This is a genomic window from Pseudomonas sp. C321 (assembly GCF_055407105.1).
The window spans coordinates 598,781-623,105 of the sequence record NZ_JBUZRB010000001.1 but is presented as its reverse complement, the minus strand read 5'-3'; the positions used below and the strand labels follow the sequence as shown (position 1 = coordinate 623,105).

26 protein-coding genes and 1 pseudogene are annotated in these 24,325 nt (G+C 56.6%); 23 read left to right on the top strand and 4 right to left on the bottom strand.

From position 1 onward, the window contains the following. Positions 1–6 precede the first annotated feature (6 nt). From ACZRJ6_RS02925 to recX, 19 genes and pseudogenes are all read left to right on the top strand, one after another. Positions 7–528: a DUF4376 domain-containing protein gene (locus ACZRJ6_RS02925; RefSeq protein ID WP_463966994.1), complete on the top strand. Its 522-nt coding sequence runs from the start codon at positions 7–9 to the stop codon at positions 526–528. Between the two features lie 348 nt (positions 529–876). Beyond that, a complete protein-coding gene (locus ACZRJ6_RS02920) occupies positions 877–2,043 on the top strand; it encodes a phage tail sheath subtilisin-like domain-containing protein (protein ID WP_463966993.1) in 1,167 nt (388 codons plus the stop codon). Between the two features lie 12 nt (positions 2,044–2,055). Further along, positions 2,056–2,559: a phage major tail tube protein gene (locus tag ACZRJ6_RS02915; protein WP_463966992.1), complete on the top strand. Its 504-nt coding sequence runs from the start codon at positions 2,056–2,058 to the stop codon at positions 2,557–2,559. Positions 2,560–2,571: 12 nt separating this feature from the next. Then, on the top strand, positions 2,572–2,886 hold the full coding sequence (locus tag ACZRJ6_RS02910; protein ID WP_463966991.1) for a phage tail assembly protein: 315 nt from the start codon (positions 2,572–2,574) through the stop codon (positions 2,884–2,886). A gap of 150 nt (positions 2,887–3,036) precedes the next feature. Further along, a complete protein-coding gene (locus ACZRJ6_RS02905) occupies positions 3,037–5,877 on the top strand; it encodes a phage tail tape measure protein (protein WP_463966990.1) in 2,841 nt (946 codons plus the stop codon). A 12-nt stretch (positions 5,878–5,889) separates the two neighbouring features. Beyond that, a complete protein-coding gene (locus tag ACZRJ6_RS02900) occupies positions 5,890–6,735 on the top strand; it encodes a phage tail protein (protein ID WP_350614734.1) in 846 nt (281 codons plus the stop codon). Further along, the gene (locus ACZRJ6_RS02895) at positions 6,710–6,916 is read left to right on the top strand and encodes a tail protein X (RefSeq protein ID WP_350614736.1); all 207 of its coding nucleotides are present in this window, start codon (positions 6,710–6,712) and stop codon (positions 6,914–6,916) included. Before ACZRJ6_RS02900 ends, ACZRJ6_RS02895 begins: the two co-directional genes overlap by 26 nt. A gap of 48 nt (positions 6,917–6,964) precedes the next feature. Beyond that, on the top strand, positions 6,965–8,008 hold the full coding sequence (locus ACZRJ6_RS02890; RefSeq protein ID WP_463966989.1) for a phage late control D family protein: 1,044 nt from the start codon (positions 6,965–6,967) through the stop codon (positions 8,006–8,008). A 77-nt stretch (positions 8,009–8,085) separates the two neighbouring features. Further along, complete coding sequence (locus ACZRJ6_RS02885) at positions 8,086–8,649, top strand: glycoside hydrolase family 19 protein (RefSeq protein WP_463966988.1); 564 nt, start codon at positions 8,086–8,088, stop codon at positions 8,647–8,649. Continuing rightward, complete coding sequence (locus ACZRJ6_RS02880; RefSeq protein WP_463966987.1) at positions 8,631–9,173, top strand: lysis system spanin subunit; 543 nt, start codon at positions 8,631–8,633, stop codon at positions 9,171–9,173. The genes ACZRJ6_RS02885 and ACZRJ6_RS02880 overlap by 19 nt, the downstream gene beginning before the upstream one ends. A 150-nt stretch (positions 9,174–9,323) precedes the next feature. Continuing rightward, positions 9,324–10,118, top strand: a complete 795-nt coding sequence (locus tag ACZRJ6_RS02875) for a DNA adenine methylase (RefSeq protein ID WP_463966986.1) — start codon at positions 9,324–9,326, stop codon at positions 10,116–10,118. A 160-nt stretch (positions 10,119–10,278) separates the two neighbouring features. Next, positions 10,279–12,177, top strand: coding sequence for an AAA family ATPase (locus ACZRJ6_RS02870; protein WP_463966985.1), 1,899 nt, complete (start codon positions 10,279–10,281; stop codon positions 12,175–12,177). Positions 12,178–12,726: 549 nt separating this feature from the next. After that, the gene (locus ACZRJ6_RS02865) at positions 12,727–12,933 is read left to right on the top strand and encodes a hypothetical protein (RefSeq protein ID WP_463966984.1); all 207 of its coding nucleotides are present in this window, start codon (positions 12,727–12,729) and stop codon (positions 12,931–12,933) included. A gap of 397 nt (positions 12,934–13,330) precedes the next feature. Then, positions 13,331–14,065, top strand: coding sequence for a LexA family transcriptional regulator (locus ACZRJ6_RS02860; protein WP_149411892.1), 735 nt, complete (start codon positions 13,331–13,333; stop codon positions 14,063–14,065). 589 nt (positions 14,066–14,654) lie between these two features. Then, the gene (locus ACZRJ6_RS02855) at positions 14,655–14,999 is read left to right on the top strand and encodes a phage holin family protein (RefSeq protein WP_463966983.1); all 345 of its coding nucleotides are present in this window, start codon (positions 14,655–14,657) and stop codon (positions 14,997–14,999) included. A 59-nt stretch (positions 15,000–15,058) separates the two neighbouring features. Further along, positions 15,059–15,226, top strand: a pseudogene (locus ACZRJ6_RS02850) (lysis protein); the annotation flags it as partial. An 81-nt stretch (positions 15,227–15,307) separates the two neighbouring features. After that, positions 15,308–15,808 (top strand): CinA family protein, encoded by a 501-nt coding sequence (locus ACZRJ6_RS02845; RefSeq protein WP_463966982.1) that lies wholly within the window; start codon positions 15,308–15,310, stop codon positions 15,806–15,808. 83 nt (positions 15,809–15,891) lie between these two features. Next, positions 15,892–16,944 (top strand): recombinase RecA, encoded by a 1,053-nt coding sequence (gene recA, locus ACZRJ6_RS02840; protein WP_463966981.1) that lies wholly within the window; start codon positions 15,892–15,894, stop codon positions 16,942–16,944. A gap of 8 nt (positions 16,945–16,952) precedes the next feature. Continuing rightward, positions 16,953–17,420: a recombination regulator RecX gene (gene recX, locus ACZRJ6_RS02835; protein WP_133099669.1), complete on the top strand. Its 468-nt coding sequence runs from the start codon at positions 16,953–16,955 to the stop codon at positions 17,418–17,420. Positions 17,421–17,485: 65 nt separating this feature from the next. On the opposite strand, the gene ACZRJ6_RS02830 is transcribed toward recX, so the two are convergent. Together ACZRJ6_RS02830 and ACZRJ6_RS02825 are read right to left on the bottom strand one after the other, a co-directional pair. Next, positions 17,486–18,595, bottom strand: coding sequence for an LOG family protein (locus tag ACZRJ6_RS02830; RefSeq protein WP_463966980.1), 1,110 nt, complete (start codon positions 18,593–18,595; stop codon positions 17,486–17,488). 397 nt (positions 18,596–18,992) lie between these two features. Then, on the bottom strand, positions 18,993–19,433 hold the full coding sequence (locus ACZRJ6_RS02825) for a PA3611 family quorum-sensing-regulated virulence factor (protein WP_149411898.1): 441 nt from the start codon (positions 19,431–19,433) through the stop codon (positions 18,993–18,995). Between the two features lie 193 nt (positions 19,434–19,626). Here ACZRJ6_RS02825 and ACZRJ6_RS02820 point away from each other — a divergent pair, with 193 nt between their 5' ends. From ACZRJ6_RS02820 to ACZRJ6_RS02810, 3 genes are all read left to right on the top strand, one after another. Next, the gene (locus ACZRJ6_RS02820; RefSeq protein WP_149411899.1) at positions 19,627–20,337 is read left to right on the top strand and encodes a tRNA-uridine aminocarboxypropyltransferase; all 711 of its coding nucleotides are present in this window, start codon (positions 19,627–19,629) and stop codon (positions 20,335–20,337) included. Between the two features lie 266 nt (positions 20,338–20,603). After that, a complete protein-coding gene (gene erdR / locus ACZRJ6_RS02815; RefSeq protein WP_133099664.1) occupies positions 20,604–21,254 on the top strand; it encodes a response regulator transcription factor ErdR in 651 nt (216 codons plus the stop codon). 75 nt (positions 21,255–21,329) lie between these two features. Beyond that, entirely contained in the window at positions 21,330–21,692 is a 363-nt protein-coding gene (locus ACZRJ6_RS02810) for a diacylglycerol kinase (RefSeq protein WP_149411901.1), read from the top strand. A 6-nt stretch (positions 21,693–21,698) separates the two neighbouring features. Here ACZRJ6_RS02810 and ACZRJ6_RS02805 read toward each other — a convergent pair whose 3' ends face one another. Next, positions 21,699–22,625 carry a LysR family transcriptional regulator gene (locus ACZRJ6_RS02805; RefSeq protein ID WP_178114442.1) on the bottom strand — a complete coding sequence of 309 codons (927 nt, stop codon included), beginning with the start codon at positions 22,623–22,625 and terminating at the stop codon, positions 21,699–21,701. Between the two features lie 120 nt (positions 22,626–22,745). Between ACZRJ6_RS02805 and fpr the strand changes: the two genes are divergently transcribed. Then, entirely contained in the window at positions 22,746–23,525 is a 780-nt protein-coding gene (gene fpr, locus ACZRJ6_RS02800; RefSeq protein ID WP_463966979.1) for a ferredoxin-NADP reductase, read from the top strand. An 87-nt stretch (positions 23,526–23,612) separates the two neighbouring features. Here fpr and tsaA read toward each other — a convergent pair whose 3' ends face one another. Further along, on the bottom strand, positions 23,613–24,308 hold the full coding sequence (gene tsaA, locus ACZRJ6_RS02795) for a tRNA (N6-threonylcarbamoyladenosine(37)-N6)-methyltransferase TrmO (RefSeq protein WP_463966978.1): 696 nt from the start codon (positions 24,306–24,308) through the stop codon (positions 23,613–23,615). Positions 24,309–24,325: the final 17 nt, after the last annotated feature.

Below are 24,325 nucleotides of genomic sequence, written 5' to 3'. Positions count from 1 at the left end.
GGTTGTATGTCGCAGAAGTACGCACTGTTCGGCGATGACTGGGTCCGAGTGACTCAGTTGATCGGAGGCATTCACAGCATCCCGAAGAAGGCAGTACCCATTACAGATGAGTTATTCATGAGAATGGTCCAAGAGACCGATGGAATATGGATGCTGGGGGACAACGATGAGATTCGTAAGGACCCACTCCCCGTGGAGTTGCCCGATTATCCCAAGCGGATTGCCTCTATCCGGTTCCGGTGTGAGACGGTGGGAATTGAGGTAGATGGCGTGATCATTGATACCAGCCGTGACGGCCAGGCCCAGTTATTGGGAGCGGCGCTTCATGCCACTCTCGACCCGGACTATGTCTGTACCTGGAAGGCCGTCAGCGGCCCGGTGGACATGACGGCTGCACAACTGATAACAGTGGCCCAGGCCATCCGAGCCCATGTACAGGCCTGTTTCGATCGCGAGACTGCCTTGCTTGACGCTGTCGCAAGTGATGAATTCACCGAATCTATGCTTGATGAGGGCTGGCCCGCCTAATCTGCATTCACCACCTGCGCACTGTAGCTCCCTTCTTTACAACTTCCCGCACTCGCCCAACCGGCGCGACCGATCCATGGGGCACTCTCTACGGCGACCAAGTCGAAGCGGGAGTGAATCTGCAACGTTGAGTTTGGATCAGTACAAAGAACTGCAAGGGTATCGATTGGATTTGCGCGACTGGCCCACCGCTAAGCATTTCCTCGAAACGAAATATCGACCTGCAGCGCCTTCCTGGATTTCTGAGGAAGTCGAATAACACCCCGCTATGTTGGGGCGTTTTTACATCCCTGTTAAACCTTGAAAGCCTCGCTTGTGCGGGGCTTTTCCAATTCTGGAGAGAACACAATGGCTGCAAGTGGATTTTTTCACGGCGTCACCGTCACCAATGTCGACACCGGGGCGCGCATCATCTCGTTGCCGTCCTCGTCGATTATCGGGCTGTGCGACACCTTCACGGTTTCGGCGCAGACCACCGCCAAGCCCAACGAGTTGTTTTTGATCACTCGCGAAAGTGAAGCGGTGGCCGCCTGGGGCGCTGATGCCGCAATCACCAAGGCGATCAAGGCGATCTATGCACGTTCAAAGGCAGTGATCGTCGCGTGCGGCGTTGCGTTCAATGCCGACCCTGCGTTGCAGATGTCGGCCATCATCGGTGGTGTCTTGGCTGATGGCACGCGCACTGGCTTGCAAGCACTGCTGGACGGCAAAAGTCGGTTCAATGCACAGCCCCGCTTGTTGATCGCGCCGAAACACTCCGCGTCCCTGCCCATTGGTACTGCGCTCGACGGCTTGGCAGGCAAGCTCCGGGCGATGGCCCTTATCGACGGCCCGAATACAACCGATGAGGCTGCTCTGGCCTACCGCGAGAACTTTGGTAGCAGGCGTGTGTTCATGGTCGATCCGGGCGTGCAGTTCTGGGACACCGAACTAAGCAAAACCATCGACGCGCCGGCTTCGGCTTGGGCCGCTGGTTTGTTTGCCTGGACCGATTCCGAATATGGCTTCTGGGCGTCGCCGTCGAACAAGGAGTTTGTCGGCATCACCGGTACCACCCGGCCTATTGAATATCTCGACGGTGACGAAACCTGCCGGGCCAACCTGCTCAACGCGGCTGGCATCACCACTATTATTCGAGACGACGGTTTCCGTCTGTGGGGCAACCGGACGTGCTCCAGCGATCCTAAATGGGCATTTGTTACCCGGGTCCGCACGCTCGACATGGTCATGGACGCGATTCTCTATGGGCACAAATGGGCCGTCGACCGGTCGATCACCAAAACCTACATCTCTGACGTCACTAACGGGCTTCAGGCGTTTATGCGCGACCTGAAAAACCTGGGCGCGATCATCAACTTCGAAGTGTTCGCAGACACGGAGTTGAACACGGCCAGCCAGTTGGAACAGGGCAAGGTGTACTGGAACATCCGCTTTACCGACGTACCCCCTGCCGAAAACCCCAACTTCCGCGTCGAGGTCACCAACCAGTGGCTGCGCGAAGTTCTTGAAGCCTAAGGAGGCTCTTACATGACTCCGCAAGCGTTATTCAACACCAACCTGTTCGTCGACGGGATCAACTTCACCGGCGACGTGCCGAGCTTGTCGCTGCCAAAACTCGCCATCAAGACCGACGAGTATCGCGGCGGCGGTATGGCCGGCCCCATCGAAATGGCTATGGGGCTGGAAAAGCTCGAAGCCTCCTTTGTCACCAAAGGCGTACGGCGCGAGTCCCTGAAATACTTCGGCTTGGCCGATGGTTCTGCGTTCAATGCGGTATTTCGGGGGGCCTTCAAAGGGCACAAAGGGTCTATGACGGCAGTGGTTGTCACCCTGCGCGGGATGCTCAAAGAAGTCGACATGGGTGACTGGAAAGCCGGGGACTCCGCCGAGATCAAACATGCGGTGGCGGTCACCTATTACAAGATGGAAGTTGATGGTCGCCTGATTTACGAGATCGACATGATCAACGCGGTTCAAGTCATCGATGGTGTGGACCAACTTGCCGAAATGCGCACCGCGCTGGGCCTCTAAGGAATATCCAACATGAGCAATCAATCCTCTGAACTGAAAAAACTTCCTACCTGGCTGAAAGTGACCGCTGATAGTGCTGTGGTGACGTTGTCGCGCCAAAGTGAGGTCAACGGTGTGAAGGTGGACACCATGACCCTGCGCTCACCGACGGTGCGCGAGGTGCGTGCCGCAGATCGGGCCTCGGCTGGCGACGAAGAACAGCGCGAGCTGATGCTGTTCGCCGGTTTGGCCGAGGCGGGTATCAATGACCTGGAGGGCCTTAAGCTGGTGGATTACCACCGCCTGCAGGCCGGTTATTTTCGCCTGGTGCAGGACGACGGGGTTTGATGCAGGCCTTTTGAAGCTGGCGGCAAAACGTCTCGCTGCGGAAACCGGATTCTCCGCAGCCGAGATCCAGGCAATGCCGTTTTCCGAGATGCTCTGGTGGCTCACGGATTGAGCTGCTGCCGGTAAAGTTGCACTAACGGGAGCCATCACATGGCGAACAATCTCGCCCTCGGGCTGGTGATCGGGGGGGCCGTCAGCCCGACTGTCGGCAACGCTTTCAAAGACGTTGAAGGGCGCATCAAACGCCTGGAGGCGCAGGGCACCAAAGCGCGTGTGCTGCAACGCACCATCGGCGACACCATCCGTTTGCGGGATGAATGGAAAAAGGCCAATGACAGTGGCGCGGCCGGCGCGGGTACGTTGTTGCGCAAGCTTGAGTCGAACCTCAGTACCTTGAAAAAGCAAGGCGTCGAAGTCCGCAACCTGGCTAAGGCGTATCAGTCGATGGGCCAGGTGGCGCGCAAGACTGAGCTGAAGGCGCTGGGGCATACGCAAATCAAAGAGGGTAGGGAAGGCCTGAGCGGCACCGTGGGGCGGGCAGCAGCGGCCATTGCAGTGGTTGCCATCCCGACCAAGATATCCGCGAACTATCAAACCCAGATCCGCCAAATGGCGCTTTGGGCTCATACGGCCGGCACTGATGCTGAAAAGCAGATGGCCGACAAAATCAGTGAGGTCGCGGCGAAAAAAGGCATGGGTCAGCAGGCTCTGGCACGTGCTGTGGGTGGGTTGATTGAAAAGGGTATCGACTGGGAAGAGTCAGTCGATTATGCGCCGTTGATCGCAGACCTGGTGGACGGCCAGGGCATGGAAGCCGACACCATCGCCACCTTGTTCAGTGCGTTCAAAGAGGCAGGTGTCCGTAAGGAAGACATGGGCGCGATGTTGGGCCAGGTCGCGGCTGCGGGTGACATTGGCGCCTTCGGTCCCAAGGACATGGCCAAGTACATGCCGGCGCTGCTCGGCACCATCAAGCGGTTGGGCATGGAAGGCCCCGAAGCCGTGCGCTTCCTGGGCGCCAGTCTGCAATCGCAGTTCTCGCAAACGCAGGATGCAGCGGCCGCCGCGACGAATATGGACAACCTGCTCAACGCGGTGATCAGCAGCACCAGTCAGGAGCGTTTTGCCAAGGAAGGTTATGACCTGACCAGCTCGATCCTGGCTGCCACGAAAAGCGGCAAGGCAGACAACCCGGTCGAAGCCTTCATCATGCTCAGCGAAAAACTGATCGCGAAACAGGACCCGAAAAAAGCCAAGAGGGTTGAGGCACTCAAGGCCAAAATCCAGGCATCCAAGGATGGCAGCGTCGAAGAAGAACAGGCTATGGTCGCGTTGATCGAGGCGGCGGGGCTCGCCTCTATCGTCAGTGATAAGAGCGCCAGTGCGGGCCTGCTTGCCCAGATCAAGTACGGCAGCAAGATCAAGGAAAACATGTCGACCATCAAGGACACCGATGGTCGGGTGAAGATCGAGCAGGACGCCGCCAAGGCTCGCGAAACCTCCAACTCAAAGTGGAGTGCAGCCACCTCGAGCATGGAAGCCTCGATGACCAGCGTGGGTAATGCCCTGCGGCCGCTGACGGACCTGGCGGCGGATGGTTTGACCAAAGTCGGCAACAGCATTGCCGGGCTGGCCGATGAGTTCCCGAAAATCATTAGCGGTACGACCATTGCGATCGGTGCCATTGGCGGCGCAGTGGCGGCTTTCAGTGCCTTCAAGATGGGCAAGGGGTTGTTCAACCTTGCTCGGGGGACGCTGGGCGCCGGCAAAACCAATGAGGTGCAGAAGGTCTTTGTTACCAACGCCGGAGACGGTGACGGTGATGGCGACGCACCGAAGGGCAAGGCAGGTGTCGCCTTGTCGTTGGTTGAAACCGGACTCAAGGCCGTGGCGGCAATCAGGGGCGGACCCAAGGGCGAGGGTGAATCAGAGTCCAGTGAGGCGGCAGGCGGGTTTGACGTGGTTTCGACCGGGCTCAAAGTGGTGTCGCTTATTCAGGATGCCGCTGGGGACAGCGGTAATGACGGGGCTGGCGGTGACGCAGAAGACAGCATCAAGAAAGTGTTTGTCGTCAATGCGGCCTCAATGGGTGGTGGTGCGGGTGAGGGCCGGCGACGTGGGCGCGGGGCAAGTCGTAGTCAGGCTCGGCGGCGTCGACCTGGCGGGCCACCTCGTCCGCCTCGGCCACCGGTACCGCCACGTCCACCTCGGCCTCCAGTACCGATTCCTCCGCCGCCCGGAATGATGTCGAGGCTAGGCGGGGTTGCCGGCAAGGTAGGAAAACTCGGTAAGTTGATCCCGGGCGGGGCGCTTATCGAGTCTGGGTCGATGGTTTTTGACACGTTCCAGAATGCCGAAACTCAGGATGAAAAGGCCGAAGGCTATGGCGCCGCCGCCGGTTCGTTGGCGGGCACCATGGCCGGTGCGGCCGCAGGGGCTGCGATTGGTTCTGTAGTGCCGGTCATCGGCACGGTGGTCGGTGGTTTGATTGGTGCTGCGATTGGCAGTTATGGCGGCGGCGCGCTCGGCGGTTTCATGGGCAAGTCGATGTTTGGCAGTGACGAACCCGTCAAGACGATGCCAGCGGCCGGGCCTCTGATGATGGCGAACGCCGGTCAGGATATTCCGCCTGTGCTAGGGGATATTGCGCGCTCCTTCGCTGCATCGCCGAAAGCCAATGCCCCGGCGCCGTCCTTGTTGGCGGGCCTTACCCCTCAAAATCGGGCGGGTGATGTGGTGCGTTCGCTGGCAGCGGCGCCGACATCGGCTAGTTCTGGTGCGTCTTTGCTGATGGCGAAGCCGCCGACGGTTGCCCCACCCAAGATCGATCAGAAGATTGATATTCAAGCGGGCGTGACCGTCACGGTACAGGGTGATGTGAAAGACCCAGCGCAACTTGCCCAGGAACTTCGCCCGTACCTGGAGCAGCAACGGCGCGACATCGCCCAGCAACTGGAGAGCCGTCAGCTCTACGACAGCCCGCACCTTTGATAGGAAGGACTCATGGACTACTTGGGACAATTGCAGTCAGGCGTGACCTACCTGGCTACGGCGGGCGAGACGGGCCGCCGTAGCCTGGATGGGATGCTAGGCCCGGTGAATGGTGCAATCAGAGAAATCACCGGGGCCGCCTCGGAGCTTGAAAACATTCCCTTCGTGGGGCCTGCGGTCGGGGAAAAACTCCAGCGCGTCATGCGTGGAATTAACGCCGCTCAGGCAAAGGTTGGTCAGGTCGTGTCGGTGTACAACCGGGCCACCCGTGCGATGTCGCAGATTGACGAGCGCCTAGGCGTCCTGAAGGAACAGGCGGGCAGGGCTGCGACGGCGGTCAACAAACTCGTCGGCAAGATCAATCCGTCACTGGGGAACATCATCCCGACCGGCACTTTCGCCGGGAATGGGACGCCGGCACCGGAAGCGGTAACACCGTTCCCGCACCTGCTGATCATTCAGCCGAGGGACCCCAAGGCACAGCCGTACTTCTTCAACCTGAACACGGCGGCGTTTGATGAGCTGCGGCGCACCTCGGGTTTTCGCTGGGCCTCTCAGGAGCGCTTGACGCGCCGGCCGGCGCAACAGGCCATCGGTATGGGTGATGAGAAATTAACTCTAAAGGGCGCGATTTACCCGGACCTCAAGGTCGGCTTGAAGCAACTGGATACCCTGCGCAGTATCGGCGCCAAGCTACAACCGCTCACCTTGACCACGGGTTATGGCGACGTGCTTGGCACCTGGTGCTTGGTCAACCTAGAGGAAGAACAAAGCGCGCTGCTGCAAGGCGGCATTCCGCGTAAACAAGCTTTCACATTGGAGTTCGTGCGCTATGGCGACGACATGCAGAACGTCTGACGGTGACATGCTCGATGTCATTTGCCATAACTTTTACGGCCACCTCAACGGCACCGTAGAGGCGGTGCTGGGGGCCAATCAGGGATTATCGGAAGAGGCGCAGCCTTATCGGGCCGGCGTGTTGATACGGCTGCCGGATCTGCTGGCGCCGGTCGATGACGTGGTCATGCTCTGGAACTGACCCACTTTCTTGCCCGCCTTGTGCGGGTTCTTTTTTGGACAACACTTTATGACGCCACGTTTTCGAATCGTCGCTGACGGTGCCGATATCACGGCGCTGATTAACGACCGGCTCCTACTGTTACGAACGACCGACAAACCGGGCATGGAGTCGGATGACTTTGAATTGCGTATTGATGACCGGGATGGTGCGGTCTCCCTACCGTCCAAAGGTGCCGGTGTCGAGATCTATCTGGGGTACGAGGAAACAGCATTGGTGCGTTTGGGGCGCTACGTGGTCGATGAAATAGAAGTTTCGGGACCACCGTCCACCATGGTGCTGCGCGGCAAGGCCAGCGACATGCGCGGCAGCGGTAAGACCATTCGTAGCGGCAGTTGGGAGGACGCGCCGCTGTCGAAGATCGTCGCGGACATCGCGGCGCGCAACGGCTGGAGTCCCGTCTGTCAGGTCAGTACCAAGGTGCCCCGTGCGGATCAGTTGAGCGAGTCAGACTTTGGCTTCATCACGCGCCTGGCTAAACAGCACGACTGCACGGCAAAGGTTGCTGACGGCAAGCTGATCGTCATGACCCGTCAAGGTGGGCAAAGCGCGAGCGGCAAAGCCTTTGGTGCTATCACCATCACTGAGCGTGATGTCAGTCGCTGGCAGTTTCGCTTGGGGGATCGCAACTCGCACAAAGCGGTGGCCGCCAAACACCAGGACAAGAAAACTGGCGAACTGAAGGTGATCAGCCTGGACAACGATGACGTGCCGGATGGCCTGCCGGCAGTGCATACCGACCGGCATATCTATCCCAACAAAACAGCTGCCGAGCAGGCAGCCAAAGCACGGCTGACCGCATTCAATCGCTCAAGCGCCGCTGTACGGCTTGAAATGTCCGGGCGCACGGACTTGTTCGCAGAGCGTTCCATCAATGCCGAAGGCTTCAAGGTCGGGCTCGATGGAGAGTACCTGGTGGATTCGGTCGAGCAGGTTTACACCCAGTCTGGCTGGTCCACCACGGTCGAATGCAACGGTGGCAAGAAAGGTAAGGCAAAGGCGACCGGCAAGAAAAAGAAGCAAACCAAGGAAATCAAAGTGCTCGATCTTTGAGGCGGGCCTATCCGCACTGAGTTGATGCACCACCACGCGCCGCCCTTGAGCGGTATTTTTTTGTCTGGGGAAAAGCGATGACTATTACCGAACAGCAGCTTCAACGCATCATGCCCAACGCCCGCGGCCAAGCGGGCGTTTTTGTAGCTGCCCTCAATGCAGCCATGACCCACCGGCAAATCAACACCCCCAAACGCCAGGCCTCGTTCCTCGCGCAGCTCGGCCACGAATCCGGCCAGTTGCAGTACGTGCGTGAACTGGGCGGAGACCAATACTTGAGCAAGTACGACACTGGCACCTTGGCCGCCAGATTGGGCAACACCCCCGAAGCTGACGGAGATGGCCAGCGCTATCGAGGGCGGGGGCTGATTCAGATCACCGGCCGCAGCAACTACCTGCGTTGCAGCTTGGCGCTGTTCGGTGACGAGCGATTGTTGCGTACGCCGGAGCTGCTCGAGCTGCCGCAATGGGCTGCCGAGTCGGCGGCGTGGTTCTGGTGGGTGCGGGAGCTGAACACGTTGGCGGATCGGGATGAATTCAACAGCATCACCCGCAAGATCAACGGCGGACTCAACGGCCTGGAAGATCGGCTGCAACTCTGGGCCCGGGCGAGGGCGGTGTTATGCGTCTCTTCGAGCTGATCCCCGCGCAATACCGGATAGCCATCGTCGGTGCGCTACTGATCGGGTTGGCATTGGGTTCTGCTGCGTTGACCTGGACGGTTCAAGACTGGCGCTACGGCCAGCAGTTGGAGCGCCAGGCCCGGCTCCAGGCCGACACCCTCAACGAGTTATCCCAAGCCTCTGCCGCTCAGCAGCTCACCGAACGGGACAAACGCCTGGCCCTGGAGCAGCGCCTGCAGACCAAAGACCAAATACACCACAAGGAATTGACCGATGTACAAACCCAGCAGGCTCGCCTGCGTGATCGTCTGGCTACTGCTGATCTGCGGCTGTCAGTCGTACTCGCCGCCACAGATACCACCCGTGACTGCGCAATGCCAGCCACCACCGCCACCTGCTGCATGGTTCATGGAGCCACAAGAGCCCAACTTGACCCAGCGCATGCTCAACGAGTTATCGGAATCACCGATACCGGCGACCAAGGATTGATCGCCTTGCGGGCCTGTCAGGCCTACGCGAAAGAAGTGTCTACACCGAAGTAAAAGGAGCGGCCGGGCAGGATGCGTCAACATCCAAGCCCGGCCACCTTCCCCGCAGATTACCCCTGCAAGTCCAGCCAAGGCTCCTGCTTCGTGCACAAAGCGGAGCGAGCCTAGCACTGTTTATCCATACAGCAAAGGTCTTGCTTTCATATGTCCACACCCATCATCCCTTGGATGGGCGGCAAACGCCGCCTGGCCGACCGCCTCATCCCGCTCTTCCCACCCCACGAATGTTACGTCGAAGTCTTTGCCGGCGGTGCCGCGCTTTACTTCATGCGTCCCCAGGCCGCGCCAGTTGAAGTACTCAATGACATCAACGGCGACCTGGTGACGCTGTACCGCGTCGTGCAGAACCACTTGGAAGAATTTGTGCGCCAGTTCAAATGGGCGCTCAGCTCCCGCCAGGTGTTTGAGTGGCAGAAGATGACCCGCCCTGAAACCCTCACCGACATCCAACGCGCCGCCCGATTCTTCTACCTGCAGCACCATGCCTTTGCTGGAAAGGTAACTGGGCAGACGTTCGGTACCGCGACGACTGGCCCGGCCATCAATCTGCTGCGGATTGAAGAAAATCTATCTGCAGCGTGGCAACGTCTGTCCGGAACCTACGTTGAAAACCTCCCCTGGCTTGACTGCGCTGAGCGCTACGACCGTCCCCACACCTTTCACTACATGGACCCACCTTACTGGCAGACCGCTGGCTATGGCGTCGATTTTCCGTTTGAGAACTACGAGCGCATGGCGGACTTCATGCGGCGGTGCAAGGGCAAGGTGATGGTCAGCATCAATGACCACCCGGATATCAGGCGGGTGTTTGAAGGCTTTCACTTCGAGACGTTGGATATCCGCTACAGCACAACGAATCAGCGACAGGGAAAGACCGAGGTTAGTAACGAATTAGTGATTTTGAACTGGGAGCCGGCGGCATTAGGTCGACTATTTTGATGAGGATATGCTAAATACTATTAATTTAGGTGGTTTAAACGGTTGGGCCTATTATACGTCAAGGTGTTATAGGGTTTCTGAGTTGCTCTACTGTAGTTTCATGCCTTATGCAGTGTGTGCTAGGGTTGATGTTGGGCGTTAATATTATATAGGCGTAAAAATGTTAATTCACTCCGGGCGAGCACCAAGTAAAAAATTTGAATTTGATGAAGATGTGGACTTTGGTAGTGGGGTTATAGTCGTAACAGGAAGTAATGGTTCTGGCAAAACTAGGCTTCTCGAGAGTGTTGCTTCTGGAGAGCTCAAGGTGTCTGTAAATGGCGATGCTTTAGAGTTGTATCAAGTGCGTATGTTGGATTATTCAAAGTTGATTCCGAGTTTTGGGCAGGACTATGACTATAAGAGCGATTTGATGCGTGACGCCGCAGTCGCTCAAATTTTTGAAACTTATCGCGAGCCAATCGTTTCAGGGTCCTATGATAACGGTAATCAGCTTCTCGTTAAGTCCTCCATGTTTGGGGTGGCAGTGTCAGGGGGGGAGGTGCTTCGCGCATGTAGCTACGCTTCCACGGTTTTGCAAATTCCTAGGTCTGAGTTAGCGTCAAGCGATATTCTGTTGCATCTCCAAGCACCTCCACATAACTCACTAGGAGTTGGAAGTCTGTCAGATATTTATCTTAGATACATAAAGCGGGTAAAATATAATGACCATTTGAGGTATAAGGCAGATAAAGGTAAGAAGGATATAAGGTTTCTAAGTGAAGGCGAGTTTTTACACCTGTATGGCGTCGGCCCATGGGAAGCTTTTAATAGTATTTTGGCTGACTTATTTGACAATAAGTTCACCTGTAACTCTCCTGACCCTGAAAGCGAAGGGCATTATTTTACTCCGGTCTTGAGTGACTCGCGTACTGGGGTGGATATAAATATAGACTCACTTTCCACCGGCGAAAAAATCACCTTATGGCTCGTGCTGGCGATGTTTCGCGCGGAAGAGTCTAGGACTGATAGTAGTGGTATCCCCAAACTGTTGATACTGGATGAGCCAGATGCATTTTTACATCCCAGTATGGTCGTTAAAATGTATCGTTGCCTTAACGAACTCGTCCGTGTCTATGGGGTGGATATCGTAATTACTACTCACTCGCCGACTACGGTAGCTCTTGCGCCAAATGATAGAATTGCCATCATGAGCGATGACTCGATTAGATTTGTTGATAAAGACGAAGCTCTTAATAATCTTTTGGATGGTGTGAGTCAGATAGCTATAGATCCTCGTAACAGGCGCGAGGTATTTGTTGAAAGTTTTGAAGATGTACAGATTTATACTTCTTTATATCAGAAGTTAAAGCAGATTGACGCTTTAAGTTCTAAGGTTTCGCTTTCATTTTTGCCTTCGGGAAGTAAGCTTCCAGAGCAGCAAGCAATAGATATTTTTAAAAGTGTCGTTCCGGAAGTGTCGCAGGAACGAGTGACTGAATTTGTAAGGAAGATTCAGGGTGTAGGAGATTGTGGGCAGGTTAAAGGAGTAGTTGAGGCGCTAGAGAGGAAGGGAAGTAGAACTGTGCGAGGAGTCATTGACTGGGATGGCAAAAACAAATCAGGTGGGAATGTCGCGGTGCTGGCTCAAGACAAAGCCTACACCATGGAGAATTTGCTTCTGGATCCATTAGTCCTGATGCACCGTTTGAGCTTTATGCCTGAATATAAGCTTGAGGTATTTGCCGGGAAAAATTTATCCAGAGATGAGTGGCTGGCAGACAGAAAGTTGTTGCAGGAATCAATCAATAACTTTGTGTCGAGTATAGTGGGCGGTCCGGGGGACAAGTTTGTTGAGCTTAAGTATGTGTCCGGAGAGGCGTTTCAGGTGGATGCTAGATATGTGACGATGAAAGGGCATGAGCTTGCAAGGTTGTTTTTAGATAAATACAAGCCTGTTTGTGGAGAATTAAAAGGTCTAAGTATAAATCAGTTTGCGCTCAGATCTATGATTGAATATTTGGACGGCAAGTATATTCCGCTACCATTTTTAGATGTGTTTACTGATCTGCAAGCATAACTTGGTGCTCATAAGCCTGAGGGTGGGGCGGAATGTATGACCAAAACTCTTAGGCTATGAAGTTTCGTCCTGGTATTTTTAAAGTCCACTTTCAAGCAATAAATATGATAATGCTAATGGTGTTCTGACTTTCGTAGCACTCCAAGCCATTAGCCCACATTCCAAGTGTGAGGGTAGTTCCAGCCACTCGTAGGTGTCTTCTTTGTCTTTCACAGGGATGCCTATTGCGATTGCTGTGTGTATATACAGTGATCGGGCTTTGGCGGAATGTGGAGAGCCAGGCGACGAGTTACAGGAATTCTATGCGTGTTTGTTGGGGGGGGCGGGAGGGAATCCTCCCCATGAAATGAAGCGCTCCGCTCATGAGCGCAGACAGCAACCAGTGCAGCACTTGCTTTAGCTACATCAGTGGACGCGGATGGTGCATGGTCCACGTAATGCGGGGTGCAAGACTGCGAAGCTGTCCAATCCATCATCGGCCAGATGCCTCGAGTCTTTGATTTTTAGGTTGAGGGCTACACTTCTAAACGCAGGTATCGGAGTCTAGCTATGAAGAATTTGATGGAGTTGATCGAGGCAGGCGAGCCGCTGGTTCAGCAAGCTGTCGATGCATTGAGACGGTACCATGAGGCTCAAGCTGCAGACGGCCCGGCAAAAGAGGTGGAGCGCTTGCGCCTTGACGCGGAATCGCTCTACCAGGCGCTTACGGATTATCAGCTGCGTGTGTTAGGGGGCCCTTCTGCAACTCGCCACTAAGAATCAGTCGGACACGAGCTGGGGCAAAAATGGGGCAAACCATACGCCAAACCATGCCATCCAATGCCCATTATGCGCTTATGCAAGTATCCAGTTGTGGGCGTTATAGTCCGTAACCACAGGCCCTTCCCCCTAAATCCCCAACATACCCAAGCACAATCGGTGTGTGGGAGGACAGATCGGAAGTGTTTTTACTCATCGGATACTTAGCGAATTCGTTGAAAGTGATGGGGCAAAGGGGGCGCTTGGCCCAGCATTTTTTGCGATGGGCGCAAGGTTAACACGCAAGGTCTGGGGTCTGCAGTTCACAAGCGGCCAGGTATAAATGCATTTTATATGCATTAAATATGCTAGATAGCATTTGCCATCCACCAAAACTACCTTCAGTATCCGCTTTATGCAAAAACGCAACGTTTCCATTGTCTTAAGAGAGCTGCTGGATCGCGACGGGATCTCCCCCACGGAGCTTCACCGGCGTACTGGCGTGCCTCAATCCACACTGTCACGGATTCTCAGCGGCAAGATCGTTGACCCGTCGGACAAGCACATCTCCCGCATCGCCGAGTACTTTCGCGTCAGCACTGACCAACTGCGCGGGCGCGCAACGTTGGCGCCTGCGCGGGGAGACGAGCGTGACCCGATGCATTCGGAACTCAAGGACATAAGCCTGTGGGACGACGATACCCCCATCAACGATGACGAGGTGTCGATCCCCTTTCTACGTGAGGTTGAATTGGCTGCTGGATCAGGAAGATTCGTCATCGAGGAAAGCGAGAAGGCCAGCCTGCGTTTTGGCAAGCGCAGCCTGCGCCACAATGGTGTGCAGTTCGACCAGGCTAAATGCGTGACGGTACGCGGCAACAGCATGCTGCCGGTGTTGCGAGACGGCGCGACGGTGGGGGTCAATGCCGGCAAGTGCGGGATTGGTGACATCGTTGATGGTGACTTGTATGCCATCAATCACAACGGTCAATTGCGGGTCAAACAGCTCTATCGCTTGCCTTCGGGGATTCGCCTGCGCAGTTTCAATCGCGACGAGCATCCGGACGAGGACTACAGCTTCCAGGAAATCCAGGAAGAACAGATCAGCATCCTCGGTCACGTTTTCTGGTGGGGCATGTACGCTCGTTAACCCTCTTCTGTAAGACAAAACCCGCCACCGAGCGGGTTTTTTTTCACCTGCGCAAAACTGCCAATCCCCTTGTTTGCGGGCGCTAATGCATTTGCGCATTAAATTTCTGAATATAAATGCATTTATGCATTGACTGTATATGCATACATGCATATTCTTTGTCTCAAGCCAGCCAATAAGGCTTGGTGGAGGTGGCAAGGAAGCCGCCAAGGAAGACAGGGAAAGCACGTAATACCGGCATGGACGCCACCGAGCGGTGGCACGGATGCCAGGCAACACCGGCAAGGAAGCCGACGCTCTTTAGTTTCACGGTTTTACAACAGGCAGCGATGAATCGGCCTTAACGGTTCAGAGGGTTGGCAACTGACCCGGGTGTGCAGCGTAAAGCACTAAAAGCAGTTATCCGGCAGACAGGGATCGTGGTCGGAAAAACATTGAGGAAAGATCCGTACCGCGCCAGTAGCGCCCAAGGACCGCATTACTGAAAAGCCCGGGTAACCGGGCTTTTTGGAATGCCTACCTACATATGCACACCGATTTATCAAACAACCGGCGACCTGCCGGTATCACTCATTCCAGGAGGCGTGACATGACAAACGAGCAGCAAGCGTTAGCGGAAATACCTATCTGGCTGGTCATCGTATTGGCGGTAATCGGCGGCGTTTTCGGAGAAATGTGGCGCGCCGATAAAGAGGGCGCCCGCGGTTGGGCGCTGGTCCGACGCCTGGCCCTGCGCTCCGGGGCCTGCATGGTCTGCGGGGTTTCGGCATTGATGTTGTTGTACGCCGCCGGCATGTCGATCTGGACCGCTGGTGCCATTGGTTGCCTGACGGCCATGGCCGGTGCGGACGTGGCTATCGGGCTTTATGAGCGTTGGGCGGCCAAGCGGATCGGGGTGAATGAGCCACCCAACCGCCGTCCGGACCAGCAGTGATCGTTGCAAGGAAGCTACTTGATGACACGTATCGAAAAACCTTCACAACTACTGTTCGCTGCTCAGTGCCTACCACCACCATCCCCGGCGGCGTGGTTCATGGAGCCCCGCGAGCCCGACTTGCCCCGGCGCATGCTCAACGAGTTATCAGCAGCACCGCTGCCGGCGATAACGGACTGATTGTACTGCGGGCCTGCCAGGCTTATGGGCGGACCATCGTTCGTTAGCATCTTGTTCCAGTCTGCATCTTGCATGGGCGATACGCTCCTGTAGGGTAGGCATTCGCCCGCCCGCTCCTGGAGACGACCGTGAAGGAAATTACCCAACTTGCCGCTGAACTGGGCCGATGTTTGCAGGTGCTCAATGCCTATGTCACCACTGCCGAGTCCTGCACCGGCGGCGGTATTGCAGAAGCGATCACGCGTATTCCAGGAAGCTCGGCCTGGTTCGAGGCGGGGTACGTCACCTACTCCAATCGACAAAAAACCCGCCAGCTTAATGTGCCGCAAGCACTGTTCCCCAAAGTCGGCGCCGTCAGCCGTGAAGTGGTTGAGGCCATGGTCAAGGGCGCCCAGGAGAAAAGCCTGTCGCGTTTTGCTGTAGCCGTCAGCGGCGTGGCGGGGCCCGATGGCGGTTCGCCGGACAAACCGGTGGGCACCGTATGGCTGGCCTGGGGTGTTGGCGAGGACGTCACGGCCGAGTGCCAGCATTTCCCTGGCAACCGCGATGAGGTTCGCCGACAAACGGTAAAGGCCGCGTTAGAGGGGTTGTTGCGACGAGCTGCAATAGAAATAGAAAATCAGGGGTAGGCGATCCCGGATCTTTGTGGAACAATACTGTCTACTTATACAGGTGTTGGCCGTCAGGCCTTATTGATTACGTGAGGACTTTAATGGACGACAACAAGAAGAAAGCCTTGGCTGCGGCCCTGGGTCAGATCGAACGTCAATTCGGCAAGGGTGCCGTAATGCGTATGGGCGATCATGACCGTCAGGCGATCCCGGCTATTTCCACTGGCTCTCTAGGTCTGGACATCGCGCTCGGCATTGGCGGCCTGCCAAAAGGCCGTATCGTTGAAATCTACGGTCCTGAATCTTCCGGTAAAACCACTCTGACGCTGTCGGTGATTGCCCAAGCGCAAAAGATGGGCGCCACCTGCGCGTTCGTCGATGCCGAGCACGCCCTGGACCCTGAATACGCTGGCAAACTGGGCGTCAACGTTGACGACCTGTTGGTATCTCAACCGGATACCGGTGAGCAGGCCCTAGAAATTACCGACATGCTGGTGCGTTCCAACGCTGTCGACGTGATTGTTATCGACTCCGTGGCTGCCCTGGTACCAAAAGCTGAGATCGAAGGCGAAATGGGCGACATGCACGTCGGCCTGCAAGCCCGTCTGATGTCTCAGGCCCTGCGTAAAATCACCGGTAACATCAAGAACGCCAACTGCCTGGTGATCTTCATCAACCAGATTCGGATGAAGATCGGCGTGATGTTCGGCAGCCCGGAAACCACCACCGGTGGTAACGCGCTGAAATTCTACGCGTCGGTCCGTCTGGACATCCGCCGTACTGGCGCGGTGAAGGAAGGCGACGAAGTGGTCGGTAGTGAGACCCGCGTCAAAGTCGTGAAGAACAAGGTGGCTCCGCCGTTCCGTCAGGCCGAGTTCCAGATTCTCTACGGCAAGGGTATCTACCTGAACGGCGAGATGATCGACCTAGGCGTGCTGCACGGCTTCGTTGAGAAGTCCGGTGCTTGGTATGCCTACAACGGTAGCAAGATCGGTCAGGGTAAGGCCAACTCGGCCAAGTTCCTGGCTGACAACCCGGATATCGCTGCAACTCTTGAGAAGCAGATCCGTGACAAGCTGCTGACTCCGCCAGCCGATGTCAAAGCAAACTCGACCAGAGAAACCGCTGACGACCTGGCCGACGCTGACATCTGAGCTAAATGATGACCGTTGTACTGGATACACTTGTCGCCGTACGGCGCACTGCAATGGACCTGCTCGCGCGACGCGAGCACGGTCGAGTCGAGCTGACGCGTAAACTGCGTCAGCGCGGCGCCTCTCCCGAGATGATCGACACAGCTCTTGACCGTTTGACGGAAGAGGGACTGCTTTCGGAAGCCCGTTATCTTGAGAGTTTTGTTTCCTATCGAGCCCGTTCTGGATACGGCCCTGCGCGGATTCGCGAGGAGCTGAGCCAGCGTGGCCTGCAACGTGCTGATATTGATCTCGCCTTGCGTGAGTGCGGTATCAGTTGGCAGGCGCAACTGGAAGACACTTGGCGGCGCAAGTTTGCCGGACATCTGCCGATTGATGTCCGCGAGCGTGCGAAGCAGGGACGTTTTCTGAGTTATCGTGGATTCTCGATGGAGATGATCAGCCGCCTATTGAGTGGTCGGGATATGGACGACTGAGTGTTGATAGATGCATATAAAAATGGCCCGCTATGAAAGTAGCGGGCCATTTTTTGCCTCTGATTTTACGCGGGCTCCTGTACCCGTTGTTGCGTCTTCCCCTGAGCCTCGGCCCAGTTCTCCGGTAAGTTGATGTAGTCCACCAACTCCCGCAATCGACCCTGGTTACGGCCATTAAAATTGAATGCCAATCGCGTCAGGTGGCTGAAGTGCGACTCATCGTGTTCCTCGCCCGCGTAGGCGTGCTGATGGAAGTCATCACTGAGTCGCAGGTCCGCAAAGGCTTCCTGTATATGCGCTAATGCGCGATCACTCAGGGGATGATTCATTCGGATCACAAACTGACGCTTCAGCCAGCGGGTGGAGTGGAAGTTGGCGTAGAACTGGTTGATTTCATTTACCGCCTCCTCGGCGCTGTACACCAGGCGAACCAGTTTGAGATCGGTGGGCAAGATATAGAGATTGGCTTCCAACTGGCTGCGGATAAAGTCCAGGGCGCCTTGCCAGAAACCGCCACCCGGTGCATCCAGCAGCACCACGGGAACCAGCGGGCTCTTGCCGGTCTGGATCAGGGTCAAGACTTCCAGTGCTTCATCAAGGGTGCCGAAACCACCTGGGCACAGCACCAACCCATCGGCCTCCTTGACGAAGAACAGCTTGCGGGTAAAGAAGAAGTGGAAGGACAGCAGGTTTTCCGTACCATCAATGGTCGGGTTGGCGTGCTGTTCGAAGGGCAGGGTGATATTGAATCCCAGGCTGTGTTCCAGGCCGGCACCTTCGTGGGCGGCGGCCATGATGCCGCCACCGCCGCCGGTGATGACCATCAGGTCTGAGCGTGCGAGGGCCGCGCCCACTTCGCGAGCCAATGCATAGAGCGGGCTTTCCACGGGGGTGCGCGCCGAGCCGAACACAGTGACCTTGCGCCGGCCCTTGAACTGTTCCAATACTCGAAAGGCGTGGTCCAGTTCGCGGATTGCCTTCAAGGTAATCTTGGCATTCCAGCGGTTGCGGTCATCCTGCGCCATGCGCAGCACGGTAAGGATCATGTCGCGATAAAGAGGAATGTTCGGGCTGCTGGGGGCAATCAGATTGAGTTGCGCTTCGACCTGCTGCGTGAGGTCGGTCCCGTTATCTTGAAAATGACGGATCAGAAGGTCATTCGGTTCGTAAGGCATTCAACTTCTCCTTCTTCACAGAACCCTGGGTGCCCACGAGAAATTCGTTGGCGCCACGACACTTGTATGTGTCGCTGCCTGCCTCGGCGGCGTTGCCGGGCACTACACGGGGTTCGTCGGGCCTCTGCTAGCGGAGGTGGGCGAAACCGGCTCTGTATGTTCCCTGTGATTAAAAACCTTTGCACTGCAAGTCATGCGAGGGCAACCCTCTTTTGCCCTGGAAGTGTTACAGGGTGGCGTGTAAACCGGACGGTGCAGGTCATCAGCCTGATTTGATCATGAGCCCATAAAGTCATGGCTGGCAATAGCTTATTGGGTACTGGTCAGGGAAACGGGGGGGTATTACAGGAGGGTGTATTGCGCGCCGCTGATCAGCAGCGCGCGACAGTAGGGCGTCTTACTTTTTCTTCTTTGCAGCGGCCGGTGCCGGGCAGTCAGCCTCTTGGAACTTCACCGAAGCCACCGGGCGATTGGACTTGTTCTCGGTAATTTCGTAGCGCATCACGGCGCCCTTGGCCATCAGCTCGCGATAACCCTTGTTCAAGCACACGCTTTGGCCCAGCTGGAAATACACTGCCTTGGGGTTGGCGCGCATTTGCTCAGCACGGTCAGGCATTACGCTGAGATGATCAATCAGTTGTAGCCCTTCTACGGTGTAGGCCACTTCCAGGGTTTTCTCATCAATCTCCCTTGGCAGGTCTTTGTTGCTTTCCGCCGCGACGCTTTGCAGCTTCTTGTTCAGTTGAGCCTCCAGCAAGGACGCAGCTTGGGCGCCTACAGGCAAAACCAGCGCGAGGGCGATGGACGGGGCAACAAAACGCGACATAAGACGCAGCATCAAACTCTCCTGATTCGGTTACTGGTGCTATGACCAGCCACTGCGCTATGCGTTCAGTGGCGCGCGATTATAGGGGCGCCTTGGGGCCACGGCCAGGCGTATTGAACGGGCAAGGCTCTGGTAAACTGCGGCGACTTTCGCCTTCCCGAGTTCTATCCGTGTCGATTTTTTCATGTTTACGGCGCCGCACCCGATGAGTCATGCCGTCTCCCGCTTGCGCGCCCAGCGCCTGGCTCGCGCCATCAAACCGTTTGTCGCCCGGGGTTCACGTGCCGAGCGGTGTCCCGGCTGCAGGGTGATTCCAGAATATTGCCTGTGCGCCTGGCGCCCGAAAGTGAACGCCAAATCCGCTATGTGCCTGCTGATGCATGATGTGGAGCCGCTCAAACCCAGCAATACCGGCTGGCTGATTGCCGATGTGATTGACGACACCAGCGCATTTCCCTGGTCGCGCACCGAGGTTGAGCCGCAGTTGCTGAGTTTGTTGGCTGATCCGCAGTGGCAGCCTTATATCGTTTTCCCTGGCGAATTTGTCGCCCCGGAGCGTGTGGTTAACCAGGTCAAGCTGGAGCAAGGCAAGCGCCCGCTGTTCATTCTGTTGGATGGCACGTGGAGTGAAGCCCGCAAGATGTTTCGCAAGAGCCCTTACCTTGAACACTTGCCGGTACTGAGCCTGGAGCCTGAGCAACTGTCGCGCTACAAGCTGCGTCGCTCCAAGCGGGATGACCATTTCTGTACGGCCGAGGTGGCCGCCTTGTGTCTGGAACTGGCCGACGATCAGTTGGCCGGCGAAGTACTGGACGCCTACCTGGATGTTTTCAGTACCCACTATCTGGCTGCCAAGTATCAATTGGCACTGGACCCGACAGACATCGTCCATACTCGCTTGACGCCTTATCTATAGCTGTCATGGCCAGACGACGTTTGCATGATGGCACTGTAAATGGCGTGCCCGCTAAAATGCCCTCGGGCGTAGTGCTTGACCACCCAGGCTACGCTGGGCATGCTTGGCGCCGATTAGGGCGCCGCCGTGGATTTGAGACGTCGCTTTTTTGCGTTTTTGACGTTGAACGCGGCCTGTGGTGACCGCTGCCTGGCGGTCACCTTGTGTTGCGTTGGCGAGCACCGAACCCATCGGTGTTCCCATAAAAAACAGGATCATTTAAAAGAATGGCCACATACGAAATCCTGATTGCCGATGACCACCCTCTCTTTCGCAGTGCGTTGCACCAAGCCGTCACGCTGGGCCTGGGGCCCGATGTGCGATTGGTCGAGGTCGCCAGCATTGCCGAACTGGAAACCCGCCTCAGCGAAAAGTCTGATTGGGATCTGGTGCTGTTGGATCTGAACATGCCCGGTGCGTATGGTTTTTCAGGGCTTGTGCTCTTGAGAGGGCAATACCCGCAGATTCCCGTGGTGATGGTCTCGGCCCAGGAAGAGGCGGCAGTGGTGGTGCGTTCCAAGGAGTTTGGTGCCAGCGGTTTCATTCCCAAATCCAGCTCCATGGAAGACATTCAGAAAGCTGTACGCAGTGTGCTGGACGGTGATGTCTCATGGCCGCCGCAGGCATTCGAGGAGGTCAATATCTCCGATGCAGCCAAGGCCGCTCGCGATGGCCTGGCAAGCCTGACACCCCAGCAGTTTCGGGTGCTGACCATGGTCTGTGAAGGCCTGTTGAACAAGCAGATTGCCTATGAACTGAGCGTGTCCGAAGCGACCATCAAGGCTCATGTGACGGCTATTTTTCGCAAGCTGGGGGTGCGTACGCGGACCCAGGCGGCGTTACTCTTGCAACAACTTGAGTCAATTTCGAAAGATTGAGGCTTGATCCGTTCACGTTTTTTTGACTTTGCGTGCTCTAGCTTCCCCACTCCTTTTTGTGCAGTTGCCTACTCTATGTCGCCTTTCAAAGGTCAAACCGGTCTAAAACGTATCCTTAATGCCAGCGGTTACTCGTTCGATGGTCTGCGTGCGGCGTTCACCGGCGAGGCGGCATTTCGTCAGTTGGTACTGCTCAACGTTATCCTGATTCCGTTGAGTTTCTTCCTGAATGTCAGTCGTGTAGAGCGGGCTCTGTTAATTGCGGTCTGCCTGTTGGCGCTGATCGTCGAATTGCTCAACTCGGCAGTAGAGGCGGCGATTGACCGGATTTCTCTGGATCGCCACCCCTTGTCGAAGAACGCCAAGGACATGGGCAGCGCGGCGCAGTTCGTGGCGTTGACCATGATCACGGCGGTGTGGGCCGTGATTCTGATCTGACAAAAGTCAGGCAATACTCGGCAGCACGATCTCGTCGCTGCGCTGAATCCCGGCGGTGAAGGCGCGGCACAGTTCCAGAAACTCACGCATTGCTGAGGTCTGGTACTTCTGCTTGTGCCAGATGAAGTAGAACTGCCGCGCCAGGTCCAGGTCCGGGGTTTCCACCGGTACCAGGCTTCCGCGGCGAAATGCATCGCGCAGCGCCAGCCGGGAAATGCAGCCAATCCCAAGTCCCGACTCCACCGCGCGCTTTATGGCCTCGGTGTGTTCCAGTTCCAGGCGAATATTCAAGGCGCTGCGGTGATGACGCATGGCCTGGTCGAAGGTCAGGCGGGTGCCGGAGCCTTGTTCGCGCAGGATCCAGGCCTCCTGAGTCAACTCTTTCATGCTCGCCTGGCCGCGCAGGGCCAAGTGATGCTGTGGGGCGCAGAACACCACTAGTTCGTCTTCGACCCAGGTTTGCACCTCGATGTCCGGGTGGCTGCAGTCGCCTTCGATTAGACCCAGATCAATTTCGTAATGCGCAACCTGATGCACGATATGTGCAGTGTTCTGTACATGCAGCTTCACCTGACTCTCGGGGTGCTGCTGCATGAAGCTACCGATCAGCAGCGTGGCGAGATAATTGCCGATGGTCAGCGTGGCGCCGACAGCCAGGGAGCCAACGCCGGACTTGCCGTTGAGCAGGTCTTCGATCTCTTTGGCCTGGTCCAGAAGGGCCACAGCCTGAGGCAGAAGCTGGTGTCCGAGGGCATTGAGGCTCAGGCGTTTGCCGGCGCGATCGAACAATTGGCAGCTGGATTGACGTTCCAGCTCGGTGATTGAGGTGCTGGCGGCGGATTGGGATAAGGCCAGAAGGCCAGCAGCGCGCGAGACGCTTTCCTGCTGGGCGACGGCGACGAAGACTTGCAGTTGACGTAGAGTAAATCGCATATCTATATAACCGATAACCCTTATCTTAATAATCCAGTTAACAGATATTGTCACCGCCATTAGAATGCTGTGCAATTGCGCATCCATTGGTGCAGACAAATTTCCAGGAGTCCCCCGTACATGAGCAACATGAACCACGAGCGTGTCCTCAGTGTTCATCACTGGAACGACACTCTGTTCAGCTTCAAGTGCACCCGTGATCCGGGCCTGCGCTTCGAGAACGGTCAGTTCGTGATGATCGGCCTGCAACAACCCAACGGCCGCCCGCTCATGCGCGCTTACTCCATTGCCAGCCCGAACTGGGAAGAGCATCTGGAGTTCTTCAGCATCAAGGTCCCGAATGGCCCGCTGACTTCCCAATTGCAGCATCTGAAGGAAGGCGACGAGATCATCGTCAGCAAAAAACCGACTGGCACCCTGGTGCTGGACGATTTGAAACCGGGCAAACATTTGTACCTGCTCAGCACTGGTACCGGCCTGGCACCGTTCATGAGCGTGATCCAGGACCCGGAAACCTACGAGCGCTTTGAAAAAGTGATCCTGTGCCACGGCGTGCGTTACGTCAACGAAGTCGCTTACCGCGAATTCATTACCGAGCACCTGCCGCAGAACGAATTCTTCGGCGAGGCCCTGCGTGACAAGTTGATCTACTACCCAACCGTGACTCGCGAGCCGTTCGAAAACGAAGGCCGCCTGACCGACCTGATGCGCAGCGGCAAGCTGTTCAGCGACATCGGCCTGCCTCCGATCAACCCTCAGGACGACCGCGCCATGCTGTGTGGTAGCCCGAGCATGCTTGATGAGACCAGCGAAGTATTGAACAGCTTCGGCCTGAAAGTTTCGCCACGGATGCGTGATCCGGGTGACTACTTGATCGAGCGTGCATTCGTCGAGAAGTGACTTAGGGTCACTTGTAGGCGCGAGAGTCGTACATGAAAAAGCCCGCGTTGCCTTCCCTGGCAGCGCGGGCTTTTTCGTTTCCGGGGTTTACTCGGCCGCGACCACTTCCAACACACAAATCATCCCAACCTCTGGGTAGTGCCAACGCACATCCACATCCCATAACTGCGCGCCATACTCGCGCTCTGGCGTGGGAACCTGGTACGCCGGCCGTGGGTCTTGCGCCAGACACTGTTCAATCAACGCCACCAATGGCTCGTCAAGGCGCTGAGCATGGTCGTGTGCCTGTTGCAGGGCAGACTTCAGCCATTGCACGGGAATCAGCTGCGGCGCAGCGCTGGCGATGCTATTGGTCGCTGTATCGATGATGTCGGCGTAAGGCACATAAGGTTTGATGTCGAGAACCGGCGTACCGTCCAGCAGGTCGATGCCGGATATCCACAGGCGATTGGCTTCCACCTTGTCCAGTTTGACCACCGATTGCCCAATACCGTTGGGCCGATGGGTAGCGCGGGTAGCAAATACCCCCATGGACTTGTTGCCGCCCAGGCGCGGCGGGCGGACTTTCAGCCGGGGTTTGTCTTCCAGCGTCTGGTGAAACAGGAACAGCAACCACACATGACTGACCTGCTCCAGGCCTTGTACCGCGTCCCCCTGATCGAACGGCGCCACCAGTTCCAGAACGCCACGGGCGGCGGGTGCCAGTTGCGGTTGGCGGGGAATGGCGAACTTCTCCTTAAAGCAGGAGCGGACGAAGCCGATGGGCGAAACACTGTAGGTCATGGTCTGGGGTCGAAGCG